We start from the raw sequence: 12,066 nt of genomic DNA on the forward strand, positions 1-12,066 counted from the left end.
AGGACCAACCCCATGCGCGCAACGACGATCTGGCGGACCTGCCTGCTTGCCCTGGCCACGACGGTGGCCTGCCCGGCGCCATCGGCCGCGGAGGCGGCAAAAGGTGTCGACCAGCAGCACGCCTTCGACTTCCACTTCGGTACCTGGCGCACCCACATCGAGAGCCGCGACGTCACCGCGTCGGGCGTCGGCGCATGGACCGAATTCAACGGCACCGTGATCGACCAGCCCCTGTGGAACGGGCGCGCCAACATCGAGAAGATCGAGGCCTCCGGTTCCGGCGGCCACTTCCAGGGCGTGACGCTGTTCCTCTACAACCCGAAGTCCGGGCAATGGAGCGAGCAGTTCGCCGGCAGCGGCAGCGGCACCTTGCAGGAGCCCTCCTACGGCGAGTTCAAGAACGGGGTCGGCGTGTTCCATGCCTGGACCGAGGTCGACGGCAAAAAGGTCTTGCAGCGCGACATCTGGTCGAACATCACGGCGGATTCCTACCACTACGAGATCGCCACATCCCCCGACGGCGGCAAGACCTGGGTCACCGGCTTCGTCGCGCAGCTTACCCGGCTGAAGAAGGCGCCCGACTACGACGTGCACCACGTGCAGGGCAGCGGGCCCGAGCACGGCTTCGACTTCAACATGGGGGAGTGGACGACGCGGATTCGGGCGGTGACGAAGCCGCTGTCCTCGCCCGGCGCGTGGAGCGACCTCGGCGGCACGCATACGGTGTATCGCCTGTGGGAGGACTGGGCCAATATCGGGCAGCTCGAAGTCGACGGTCCCGGTGGTCATGTCGAGGACCTGGCGCTGCGCCTGTACGACCGCAAGACGCAGCAATGGCGGGTCTACTTCGCCAACAGCAGGACCGGCACGCTGGACCTGCCGATGGTCGGCGGGTTCAAGGACGGCGTGGGCACCTTCGTCGGCATGGACGAGGTCGAGGGCAAGACCGTGCTGACCCGCAACGTCTGGTCGGGCATCGCGGCGAAATCCTGCCGGCAGGACTGGGCCATCTCGACGGACGGCGGCACGACCTGGGTGCCCACCTGGACCTCCGTCGACACGCGGGGCGGGTGATCCCGGCGATCGCGTTCGACGTCGTGCACCCGACCGTCGCCGCCGCTTGACGGCCGCTTTATCCCGCATCCCCCAAGCTGGCAGCCCCTCCCTGCGGAGCGCCGTCATGCCTTACCAGACCCTCAGCGAACTGCCCGATGCGGTGCGCGACCACCTGCCGAAGCATGCCCAGGAGATCTACAAGGAAGCCTTCAACCATGCCTGGGAGGAATACGCCGACCCGGACAAGCGCCGCGGCGACGAATCGCGCGAGGAAGTGGCGCGCAAGGTCGCCTGGTCGGCGGTGAAGCAGGGCTACGCCAAGGGCGAGGACGACCGCTGGCACGCGAAATAGGCCCGCTGGCGCGAGCGCATATGGGGATGTACCCCAGCCAATCGGGGGCACACGTCAGCCGTGGTTATCGGATGCAGGGAGCAGGGTCGGGCCCGCGCCATCCGTCTGCAGGCCGCCGTCGGCAAGGGCGTCCGCTGCATTTACATCCGGTTTGCCGACCCACGGGGCCGGTGTGTACGGCCCAGGAACGTAGGCTTGCCACACGGGTTGAGAATGGCTTCTGCCCAAGTGATAGGTAACCGGTATACGGCCGGTCCAGCTGTCCTCTTTGGCCAGCTTTCCCGTGCTGGGCGGCAGGAAGGTCCACCCGCGAATCGCCAAGAGGGCCGATCGCGCCAAAACCTCGCGGTAATGGCGGAGTACGCCTTCCGGGCCTCGCCCGTCAATGTCGACCTGTTCGGCGACGGCCTGGGCCACATGGCCGCTGCGATCCACACGGAATGCCAAGTAAACCGTGCCCTGCACGCGGCTTACTACCGCCTCCAGCGGATAGGACGGAGTAATCATTTTGCCCTCGCGCAGCGCACTGGTGTCGTTCGGGTCGTAGTCGCCGAACGAGACCCCCTTGATCTGCGCGACGTAGTTGCCATCGGGTTTCTGCGTGAGCACCACGCGGGCATGCATGCTGGCCTTGGCCACCACGGGCTGGCCGCCGCGCAGCACCGGCTTGAAGCGCCACTGCAGTGCGGCCTTCTGCACGAAGTCCGCGATGGGCTGGCCGTACTTGGCCGGGTTGTCAATGACCGCAGTCTGCACCGCACCGTCCTTGGCCAGCACGACGGTGCCATTGACGATCGCAGAGGTTTCGACGACCTGGTCGGTCGCGGCCTGGGCGGCCATCGCCGCCACGGTGAGCAGTGCGCCCAGCATTGCCTTCTTCATGCGATTTCCCCCGGGTTGCGTTTGATGGGCGCACGCATCGCGCCCCGCTGCCGGCGCCCAGTATGCCGGCAAACCGTGATCCGGTGACATCGGCCGCGGCGGCGTCGACGAGGGGCCGGCCAGCGCCCCATACGCCCCGGTACATGCGCTGCAGCAAGCCCTTCACGGCGATCCCCACTAGAATTGGCCGGTTCAAGCACACGATGTCGGAGTCGCCATGAGTTCCCCCGCCAAGCACGTCCCCGCCGGCGCCCCCCAGGCCGAGACCACCCCGCTGCGCTTCGTCACCGCGGCCAGCCTGTTCGACGGCCACGATGCGGCCATCAACATCATGCGCCGCATCATCCAGAGCCAGGGCGCCGAGGTGATCCACCTGGGCCACAACCGCTCGGTGGAGGACGTGGTGCGCGCCGCGCTGCAGGAGGACGCCGACGCCATCGCGCTGTCGTCCTACCAGGGCGGCCACGTCGAGTACTTCAAGTACATGGTGGACATGCTCAAGGAGAAGGGCGCCGCGCACATCCGCGTGTTCGGTGGCGGCGGCGGCACCATCACGCCGGAGGAGATCAGGGAACTGCAGGCCTATGGCGTGGAGCGCATCTACCACCCCAACGACGGCATGAAGCTCGGCCTCACCGAGATGATCGAGGACGTGATGCAGCGCGCCGGCCGCGCCGCCGCGCAGCGCGCGCCCGACACCGCCGCATCGAAAGTCAGCGTGGACGACGAGATCTCCATCGGCCACATGCTCAGCGCCATCGAAGAGGGCAAGCTCGCCGCCACCGACCTCGACCACCTGCGCAAGCAGTGGAAGCTGGCCGGCAAGGCCACGCCCGTGCTGGGCCTCACCGGCACCGGCGGCGCGGGCAAGTCCAGCGTGGTGGACGAGCTGCTGCTGCGCTTCCTGCACGCCTTCCCGCAGATGCGCATCGCCGTGCTCGCCATCGACCCCACCCGCCGCCGCTCCGGCGGTGCGCTGCTGGGCGACCGCATCCGCATGAACGCCCTGCGCAGCCACCGCGTCTACATGCGCTCCATGGCCACCCGCCGCCAGCACGCCGCCACCAACGAAGTGCTGCACGACTGCATCGACTTCCTCAAGGCGCAGCCCTATGACCTGGTGATCGTGGAAACCGCCGGCATCGGCCAGAGCGATTCCGAGATCGTCGACCTGGTCGATTTCCCGGTCTACGTGATGACCAGCGACTACGGCGCGGCCAGCCAGCTGGAGAAGATCGACATGATCGACTTCGCCGAACTCGTCGTGCTCAACAAGTTCGACAAGCGCGGCGCCGAGGACGCCCTGCGCGACGTGCGCAAGCAGTGGAAGCGCAACCGCACCGCCTTCGCCGTCAAGGACGAAGACGTGCCGGTGTACCCCTCCATCGCCAGCCAGTTCAACGACCCCGGCGTCACCTGGATGTTCGCCAACCTGTGCCGGCTGATGCGCGACAAGCTGCACCTGCCCGCGGAAAAGTGGACGCCGCAGATCGACACCACGCTCAAGGAGCCGCGCGCCACCGTGCTGATCCCCGGCAGCCGCGTGCGCTACCTCGCCGAGATCGCCGAGCAGGGGCGTGGCATCAATGCCTCCATCGCGCACCAGTCGGAAGCAGCCAGCAAGGCGCAGCACTACTACGAGTCGTTGAAGGAGCTGGGCGACGCCAAGCTGCCCAAGCCGCTGGAGCTGTACCCCAGCGAGGATTTGCATCCTGCTTTGCCTCCCTCTCCCCCCGGGAGAGGGACTGGGGGTGAGGGTTCGGTTCTCGCCGGAAACTCAACGCAAGCCTTGAACCCTCACCCCCAGCCCCTCTCCCGGGGGGAGAGGGGAGAAGTCGACCGCACCCTGCTGCTGCTCCGCCAGCGCTACAACGCCGCGCTGAAGGAGCTCAGCCACGAGTCCATCTACCTGCTGCGCGACTGGCCGGCGCTGCGCGAGTCGGTGACCAAGGACGTCAACGAATACAAGGTGCGCGACAAGACCATCCGCGTCGAGAACTACCGCGAGTCGCTCAGCCACCAGAAGATTCCGAAAGTCGCGCCGCCCAAGACCGAGAGCTGGGGCGACCAGCTGCTGTTCCTCGGCAAGGAAAACCTGCCGGGCCACTACCCGTACACCGGCGGCGTCTACCCCTACCGCCGCAGCGGCGAAGATCCCACCCGCATGTTCGCGGGCGAGGGCACGCCCGAGCGCACCAACCGCCGCTTCCACTACCTGAGCCAGGGCGGCGCGGCCACGCGCCTCTCCACCGCGTTCGACTCCGTCACCCTGTACGGCGAAGACCCGGCGCCGCGCCCCGACATCTACGGCAAGATCGGCAACTCCGGCGTCAACATCGCCACGCTGGACGACATGAAGAAGCTGTACTCCGGCTTCGACCTCAGCGCGCCCACCAGCTCCGTGTCGATGACCATCAACGGCCCCGCGCCCATCATCCTCGCGATGTTCATGAACACCGCGATCGACCAGAACGTGGAGAAGTACCTCAAGGCCGATCCCGCGCGCTGGGCCGCGGCCGAGAAGACCATCGCCGCGATGTATCCCCACGGCCGCCCGCAGTACTCGGGTGACTTGCCCAAGGGCAACGAAGGCCTGGGACTGGGCCTGCTCGGCGTCACCGGCGACCAGCTGGTGGACGCGGAGACCTACGCCAAGATCAAGGCCGAAACCCTCGGCAGCGTGCGCGGCACCGTGCAGGCCGACATCCTCAAGGAGGACCAGGCGCAGAACACCTGCATCTTCTCCACCGAGTTCGCGCTGCGCATGATGGGCGACATCCAGCAGTACTTCGTGGAGCACAAGGTCCGCAACTTCTACTCCGTCTCCATCTCCGGCTACCACATCGCCGAGGCCGGCGCGAACCCGATCAGCCAGCTCGCCTTCACCCTCAGCAACGGCTTCACCATCGTGGAGTACTACCTCGCGCGCGGCATGAAGATCGACGACTTCGCGCCCAACCTGTCGTTCTTCTTCTCCAACGGCATGGACCCGGAGTACACCGTGATCGGCCGCGTGGCTCGCCGCATCTGGGCCCGCGCCATGCGCGAGCGCTACGGCGCCAGCGCGCGCAGCCAGATGATGAAGTACCACATCCAGACCTCCGGCCGCTCCCTGCACGCGCAGGAGATCCAGTTCAACGACATCCGCACCACGCTGCAGGCCCTGTACGCCCTGTTCGACAACTGCAACAGCCTGCACACCAACGCCTACGACGAAGCCATCACCACGCCCACCGAAGAAAGCGTGCGCCGCGCCGTGGCCATCCAGATGATCATCAACAAGGAACTGGGCCTCAACTTCAACGAAAACCCCTGGCAGGGCAGCTACATCGTCGAAGAGCTCACCGACCTGGTGGAAGAGGCCGTGTACAAGGAGTTCGAAGCCATCAGCGAGCGCGGCGGCGTGCTCGGCGCCATGGACACCATGTACCAGCGCGGCAAGATCCAGGAAGAGAGCCTGTACTACGAGCACAAGAAGCACGACGGCAGCCTGCCGCTGATCGGCGTCAACACCTTCCTGCCCAAGGACCACGGCGGCGAGATCGCCACCGAGATCGAGCTGATACGCTCGACGGAGGAGGAGAAGGGGCAGCAGATCGCCAACGTGCAGGCGTTCCAGAAGGCGCGGAATGCGCTGGCGCCGGCGGGTGAGACGTCACATGCGCATGCCAGCGATTCCACCGACGCGCCCATGCCGCAGGTGCACGACAAGCACGGCCTGGCCTATCTGCAGAACACTGCACGCGATCGCAAGAACGTCTTTGCTGCACTGATGGAGGCGGTGAAGACGCACTCGCTGGGGCAGATCAGCCATGCGCTGTATGACGTGGGTGGGGAGTATCGGCGCAACATGTAACGCGCCAAACCCTCGGGTCGCGCCGCGTCGCCGGGCAGTACAACACCCTCTCCCGGCTGCGCCGGGGGAGAGGGTTGGGGTGAGGGGGAAGCCCTTGCTTGGTATCGTCTATCCAGTGGCGATCGACCCCAACGCCCATTTCATGGAAACACGCTCATGTCCCGCCTAGCCGAGCAGATCAAGCAGGCCCTCGCCGCCTTTGCCGGTTGCAAGACGCCGCCTGCCTTGATCGGAGGCCTGGCACTGGCCGCGCATCAGGTGGTGCGCGCTACCCGCGACGTGGATTTTCTTGCCGATGCGTACGATGCGGATCGCCTGCATGGCATCCTGCTCGGCCTGGGCTACCACTGCGTGCATCGCAGCGAAGACGCCGCCAATTACCTACGTGACGATGAAGGCCTGGACCTGCTCTACGCCCACCGACCCGTTGCACGGCGGCTGCTGAGCGAGGCCACCGAGCGCGAAACCGCCATGGGGCCATTGCGCGTGATCAGCGCCGAAGGCTTGATCGGCTTCAAGCTGCAGGCCTTCGTCAACAATCCTTCCCGCTCGCGTGACGTTGAGGACATCAGGGCGCTGTTGCGCGCGCAGCGCGGCCGGCTCAACATGGCCGAGGTGCAAGGATACTTCGCGATGTTCGATCGCACGGAGATGCTGGATGGACTACTCGATGAAATCCCCGACGAAAAGCGTTGAGGGCGCACGCGAGCCATTGGCCGGCGGGCGAGTGCCGGATGCCGTCCAGGCAGCGAAGGGCGATTTGTCGGACTGGTTGGAGTTGATGGAGGTCGTGGAGGCGCTTTGCCCTGTGTGGCCGGCCGCCCCGGTCGAGATGCATGGCAAAGACAGGCTTTGAAGGAGCTGCGCAGCCAGACGAATTCGAGCTGCCCCGATTTCGGACCATGAACACCCTGTCCAACATCCATCCCGGCGAAGTGCTGCTCAAGGAGTTCCTTGCGCCCATGGATATCAGCCAGAACGCGCTGGCGCGCGCCGCGGGCGTACCGCCGCGTATCAACGAGATCGTGCCCGGCAAGTGCGGCGTCACGGCGGATACGGCCGTACGCCTGGCCGCCGCCCTGGGCACCAGCGAGCGATTCTGGCCTGGCCTGCAGGCGGACTACGATCTGGAAGATGCATGCCGCACGTTAGGCAAGGCCATCGAAAAGATCGAGCGGATTGCCGCGTAGGCAATGGATCGAAGCGGCGCGCGGCTCGCTGGGTCGGGTCGGCCATGCGTTGTGCGCCGTGGGTGGGGAATACCGGCGGAACATGTAAAACCGCCCGACCACCGGACGCCCGCACTTCGCGGGCGTTTTTTTGTAATGTGTGGTCCGGGGCTCGTGGCATCAGGGGGATGCATGATGTGGCGCTATTGGCTGGCGGGGTGGCTGGTTTCAGTGTCGTTCGCCTGTGCCGCGGGCAGTGGTCCGGCGACCATGGACCTGCTGCGGCGTGCCGAATACGAGCGCGTGGCGATCTCGCCGGATGGGGCCTTGCTGGCCATTGCCCATCGTGAGGACGACGACACGACGGTCACGATCCTGCGGCGCTCGGATCTTCATCAGGTCGCGCAGATCAGCACGGGCGGCCACGGAGAGTTCGGGAGACTGTCGTGGATGGGGTCCGACCACCTGCTGATCGCCGCGAACCGCGACACGGGGCCGTATCACGCGCCCATCTTCGATCCCATTCTTTATTTGGTGGACATCCACAAGAAGCACCCGCTGCCCATGCCGGCGAACTTCTTCGGCACCATCCACGGCGATGATCACCACTTCCTGATCCGGGAATGCAAGGATTTCAGCAAGGATCACGAGTGCCGCTTCAGCTTGTGGCGCGAGGACATCGATCATTGGCTGGACAAGGGGCAGGAGCTGGCCGTGGCCCCGTTGGGCGACGCCTCGATGATGGTGGACCATGCAGGGGTGGTGCGGTTCGCCTGGGCCTGGAGCAAAACGGCGCGTAGCCAGCTCTACGTGCGCGGCGACAACGGGCAATGGTCCTCGCTCAACGACAGCGACGTGACGCACGTCGACATGGTGCCGGTCGGCATTTCCCGCGACAACAAGACCGCCTTTCTGGAGCGCGAGCGCACCGAAGGCCCCAATGTCATCGAGCGCTACGACTTTGCCAGCGGCAAGCGCACCGAGCTGCTGAGCGACCCGGTATCGGATCCGCTCGGCATCATCTTTTCCATGGACGGCGAGGAACCCATCGGCGCCTGGTTTGGTCCCGGCCGCCCGCAAGCGCGTTACTGGGCGCCGAACAGCGACGACGCCAAATGGCATCGCGCGCTGATGAAGGCCTTTCCCGGCAACATGATCAGCGTACCCAGCAGCACCGCCGACGGTTCCACCATCGTGGTGTTCACCTACAGCGACAAGGACGACGGCTCGTGGTACACGCTGGACCGGACCACGCACAAGGCCGAGCTGCTGTTCCATGCCCGGCCCTGGCTGGACGCCTCGCAGATGGCCGCCATGGAGCCTTTCGAATTCAAGGCGAGGGACGGGCTGACCCTGCATGGATTCCTCACGCGAGCCAGGGGCGTGAGCGGCCCGGCGCCGACGGTGGTGATCGTCCATGGCGGCCCGTACTTCGTCGCGGACGACTGGAATTTCGACCAGGAAACCCAGCTGCTGGCGGCCAACGGCTACAGCGTGCTGCACGTGAACTTCCGCGGTTCGGCGGATTTCGGCCTGCATTTCATGCAGCTCGGCTATCGCCAGTGGGGCATGGCCATGCAGGACGACGTCACCGACGCCACCCGCTGGGCCATCGCGCAGGGCGTGGCGGACCCCAAGAGGATCTGCATCTACGGCGCGAGCTACGGCGGATACGCCGCCCTCATGGGGGCGGCGCGCGAACCGGGGCTCTACCGTTGCGCGATCGGGCTGGCCGGCCCGTATGACCTGAGCAAGCTGTATCGCTGGGGCGACATCCATCGCAGCGACTACGGCATGTACTACCTCAACGTGGTGCTGGGCTCGGACAAGGCCGCCCTGGCCGCCGACTCGCCCATCTCGCGCGCCGCCGCCATCACGGTGCCCGTGCTGCTGGTGCACGGCGAGCTGGATGGCCGCGTACCGATCCAGTACGCATCCGCCATGCGCTCCGCCCTCAAGAAGGCGGGACACCCTCCGGAGTTCGTCGAATACGAATGGGAAGGGCATGGCCTCAGCAACCCCGCAGACATGCAGAATTTCTACAGCCGCATGTTGGCGTTCCTGACCAGCAACCTGGGGCCGGCGCCGGCAAGCGGGAACGAAGGGGTGGCAAGAGCAGGGGACACGAAAGCGAGCGGGGGAAATTGAGCTGCGACGGGACAGCATGAACACTGCAGGATCCTGTCCTGCCGAGCGCATGCTGCTCACCACACATCTCGCGCCATCGGAAATCTTGGAGCAAGATGCCTCGACCTCAGGGGGAAGTTCATGGATGCACTGCAAGGGGAAGGCTGGCCGGAGCGCGCTATCGCCGGCTTCTGGCGCCGTCTGGGCGCCTTCGTGGTCGATTTGATACTCCTGTGTATCGTCGGCTTGATCCTGGGAGCGCTGTTTTTCGACACGTTCGCGCGCATGGGGGCCTATGCGCGGCTGATCGGCTTTGCGATCGCGCTGGCCTACTTCGGCATCTTGAATAGCCGCATAGGTGGCGGGCAGACACTGGGCAAGCGCTGGCTGGGCGTCCGGGTGGTCGACGCCCACGGCCAGTTGCTCACGTTGCCGCGCTCGCTGCTGCGCTACGCGGTGCTGGGCATCCCCTTCTTTGCCAATGGCCTGCCGGTCGATCCGAACCTGGCGATGTCGACGCCACTGGGCTACCTGCTGGCGCTCGTGGTCTTCGGCGGGATGTTCGCCATCATCTATCTGTACCTCTTCAACCGCCGCACGCGGCAGTCCCTGCACGACCTGGCGGTGGGGTCGTACGTGGAGCGCTTCGACCGCGTAGCGCAGCCGGTACCGTTTCCCGTCGTGTGGCGCGGTCACATGGTCGCGCTGGCCGTGATCGCGGTGATTGCCTTGAGCGGGCCGGCCGTGGCGAGTCGGTTTGCGAAGTCCCAGGCCCTCGCAGGCATCCTGCCGCTGTACCGCACCTTGTCCGCCCAGCCCCATGTGATGACGGTGCAGGTCGTGCGCGGCTGGCTGTCCGTCAACGGCACCACCACGCACTCCCTGCAGGCCGCGCTGCAGCTGGATGCGCCGATGACCGACGACAGTGCCATGGCCAGGCGCATCGCACAGCAGATGGCGAAGGGCGACCCCGATATTGCGAACGAGGATGCCGTCGTGGTGATCCTGGTCTACGGCTACGACATGGGCATCGCTTCGGGGTGGAAGAAGCGGGGGTATCGGTTCAAGCCGGACGAGCTGCGGTGATGCGAAACAAGCTAAGGCACCACGGCAGCCTGCCGCTGATCGGCGTCAACACCTTCCTGCCCAAGGACCACGGCGGCGAGATCGCCACCGAGATCGAGCTGATCCGGTCCACGGAAGAAGAGAAGGGACAGCAGATCGCCAACGTGCAGGCATTCCAGAAGGCGCGCAATGCGCTGGCGCCGGCGGGCGAGACGTCACAGGCGCATGGCACCGATTCCACGGATGCGCCTGTGGCGCAGGTGCATGACAAGCATGGGCTGGCCTATCTGCAGAGCACCGCGCGGGATCGCCGCAACGTGTTCAACGCATTAATGGAGGCGGTGAAGACCCACAGCCTTGGCCAGATCAGCCATGCGTTGTACGACGTGGGCGGTGAATATCGGCGGAATATGTGATTGTGAAGGCCCGCTCAGCGGGCCTCCTTCTTTCAGGGAGTGAGGAAACATGCTTGTTATTGCGCATCTGACGGACCTACACATCCATGGCGACTTAGACCCGGTGCTCGGACGGCCCGAGCTTCTCGGAGCAGCTATCGCAAGTCACTTGGCATCTGCAGAAGCAGTAGTACTTTTGGTGACCGGTGATGTTGCTTACGGCGGCGCGTCAGGCGAGTACGATCTTGCAATGACATTCTTCAAGCGCATTGAAGCGCGCATATCAGAAGATTTCGCCGGCACGATCAAGTTCGTGGTTGTTCCCGGGAATCATGACTGCGATTTTTCGCGATCCCAGGATCTAAGGAACCTTGTACTTAAGCAGGTCGCAGAGAGGCCGGCTTCGGAGCTTTCGCCACAGCTCGTTGCGACGTGTGTCGAAGTGCAAGACAATTTTTTCGACTTCCTGGCCCTCCTCACTGGTCAATCCTTAGCGGGTGTGGATAGGCTCCGCTATTCAGAAACAATCCTCGTGTCTGGAAAGAAGGTCACCTTTGACTGCCTAAATGTCGCATGGGTATCACAACTGAGAGAAGACAAGATAACTTTTCCCTCGACTATTCTCCCGGCACATCGAAATTTGGACGGTTGTGTCATAACGGCACTGCATCATCCGTTCAATTGGCTACATCCGTCTGCATACAGGGACTTTAGGCGTAGAGTTCGTGCAAATGCAGATTTCTTATTTTCCGGTCATGAGCATCAATGGAATGTGCTTGAGACCGAGGATCGGGAAGCTGGTAGTTGCGTGCAGTTCGAAGGCAATGTTCTCCAGGAAAGCAAGTCGGATATTTCAGGATTTACCGTCGTTGAGATCAACCTGTGCGAAAAGAAATATCGTGTGCATGGGTATCAATGGGGTGGCGGTACATATGAGCGTCAGGACCTTGGCTCATGGTCGCTCTTTCGTCGCTTCGAACTGGCGGCCCCAGCAGACTCCTGGATCATAACCAAGCAGTTTGATCAAGAGCTGTCTGATCTAGCAGGCTGTTGAGAAGCAGGGTTCCGCACTGCTTTTGATAGACACGATCTATGGCATGGCGGCCACTGCGATAGCGGTGGAGTGCGATTTTCCGCCCTGCGGGCGCACGTCTCCTGTCATCG

The 12,066-nt window shown here is 64.6% G+C and carries 9 protein-coding genes and 1 pseudogene; 9 read left to right on the forward strand and 1 reads right to left on the reverse strand.

Features of this window, described 5'->3' with window-relative positions:
- Nucleotides 1-12: 12 nt before the first annotated feature.
- Nucleotides 13-1,074 carry a hypothetical protein gene (locus tag AC2EWF_RS16325; RefSeq protein ID WP_483640421.1) on the forward strand — a complete coding sequence of 354 codons (1,062 nt, stop codon included), beginning with the start codon at nucleotides 13-15 and terminating at the stop codon, nucleotides 1,072-1,074.
- A 106-nt stretch (nucleotides 1,075-1,180) separates the two neighbouring features.
- On the forward strand, nucleotides 1,181-1,408 hold the full coding sequence (gene chaB / locus AC2EWF_RS16330; RefSeq protein WP_483640422.1) for a putative cation transport regulator ChaB: 228 nt from the start codon (nucleotides 1,181-1,183) through the stop codon (nucleotides 1,406-1,408).
- Nucleotides 1,409-1,462: 54 nt separating this feature from the next.
- Here chaB and AC2EWF_RS16335 read toward each other — a convergent pair whose 3' ends face one another.
- Complete coding sequence (locus tag AC2EWF_RS16335; protein WP_483640423.1) at nucleotides 1,463-2,290, reverse strand: energy transducer TonB; 828 nt, start codon at nucleotides 2,288-2,290, stop codon at nucleotides 1,463-1,465.
- Between the two features lie 217 nt (nucleotides 2,291-2,507).
- Between AC2EWF_RS16335 and AC2EWF_RS16340 the strand changes: the two genes are divergently transcribed.
- The 7 genes and pseudogenes from AC2EWF_RS16340 (at nucleotide 2,508) to AC2EWF_RS16370 (ending at nucleotide 11,956) form a co-directional block, all read left to right on the forward strand.
- Nucleotides 2,508-6,146, forward strand: coding sequence for a methylmalonyl-CoA mutase family protein (locus tag AC2EWF_RS16340; RefSeq protein ID WP_483640424.1), 3,639 nt, complete (start codon nucleotides 2,508-2,510; stop codon nucleotides 6,144-6,146).
- Between the two features lie 225 nt (nucleotides 6,147-6,371).
- Nucleotides 6,372-6,842: a hypothetical protein gene (locus AC2EWF_RS16345; protein WP_483640425.1), complete on the forward strand. Its 471-nt coding sequence runs from the start codon at nucleotides 6,372-6,374 to the stop codon at nucleotides 6,840-6,842.
- A gap of 206 nt (nucleotides 6,843-7,048) precedes the next feature.
- Nucleotides 7,049-7,336 carry a HigA family addiction module antitoxin gene (locus AC2EWF_RS16350; protein ID WP_483640426.1) on the forward strand — a complete coding sequence of 96 codons (288 nt, stop codon included), beginning with the start codon at nucleotides 7,049-7,051 and terminating at the stop codon, nucleotides 7,334-7,336.
- 3 nt (nucleotides 7,337-7,339) lie between these two features.
- Nucleotides 7,340-9,463: an alpha/beta hydrolase family protein gene (locus AC2EWF_RS16355; RefSeq protein ID WP_483640427.1), complete on the forward strand. Its 2,124-nt coding sequence runs from the start codon at nucleotides 7,340-7,342 to the stop codon at nucleotides 9,461-9,463.
- A gap of 120 nt (nucleotides 9,464-9,583) precedes the next feature.
- Complete coding sequence (locus AC2EWF_RS16360; protein ID WP_483640428.1) at nucleotides 9,584-10,528, forward strand: RDD family protein; 945 nt, start codon at nucleotides 9,584-9,586, stop codon at nucleotides 10,526-10,528.
- Between the two features lie 14 nt (nucleotides 10,529-10,542).
- Nucleotides 10,543-10,923, forward strand: a pseudogene (locus AC2EWF_RS16365) (methylmalonyl-CoA mutase family protein); the annotation flags it as partial.
- A gap of 49 nt (nucleotides 10,924-10,972) precedes the next feature.
- Nucleotides 10,973-11,956: a metallophosphoesterase family protein gene (locus tag AC2EWF_RS16370; protein ID WP_483640429.1), complete on the forward strand. Its 984-nt coding sequence runs from the start codon at nucleotides 10,973-10,975 to the stop codon at nucleotides 11,954-11,956.
- The last annotated feature ends 110 nt before the right edge of the window (nucleotides 11,957-12,066 follow it).

The organism is Rhodanobacter sp. sgz306013, assembly GCF_057031145.1.

Coding starts and splice junctions, on each gene's coding strand:
- AC2EWF_RS16325 (WP_483640421.1), top strand. CDS start 13: ATGCGCGCAACGACGATCTGGCGGACCTGCCTGCTTGCCCTGGCCACG.
- chaB (WP_483640422.1), top strand. CDS start 1,181: ATGCCTTACCAGACCCTCAGCGAACTGCCCGATGCGGTGCGCGACCAC.
- AC2EWF_RS16335 (WP_483640423.1), bottom strand. CDS start 2,290: ATGAAGAAGGCAATGCTGGGCGCACTGCTCACCGTGGCGGCGATGGCC.
- AC2EWF_RS16340 (WP_483640424.1), top strand. CDS start 2,508: ATGAGTTCCCCCGCCAAGCACGTCCCCGCCGGCGCCCCCCAGGCCGAG.
- AC2EWF_RS16350 (WP_483640426.1), top strand. CDS start 7,049: ATGAACACCCTGTCCAACATCCATCCCGGCGAAGTGCTGCTCAAGGAG.
- AC2EWF_RS16355 (WP_483640427.1), top strand. CDS start 7,340: ATGGATCGAAGCGGCGCGCGGCTCGCTGGGTCGGGTCGGCCATGCGTT.
- AC2EWF_RS16360 (WP_483640428.1), top strand. CDS start 9,584: ATGGATGCACTGCAAGGGGAAGGCTGGCCGGAGCGCGCTATCGCCGGC.
- AC2EWF_RS16370 (WP_483640429.1), top strand. CDS start 10,973: ATGCTTGTTATTGCGCATCTGACGGACCTACACATCCATGGCGACTTA.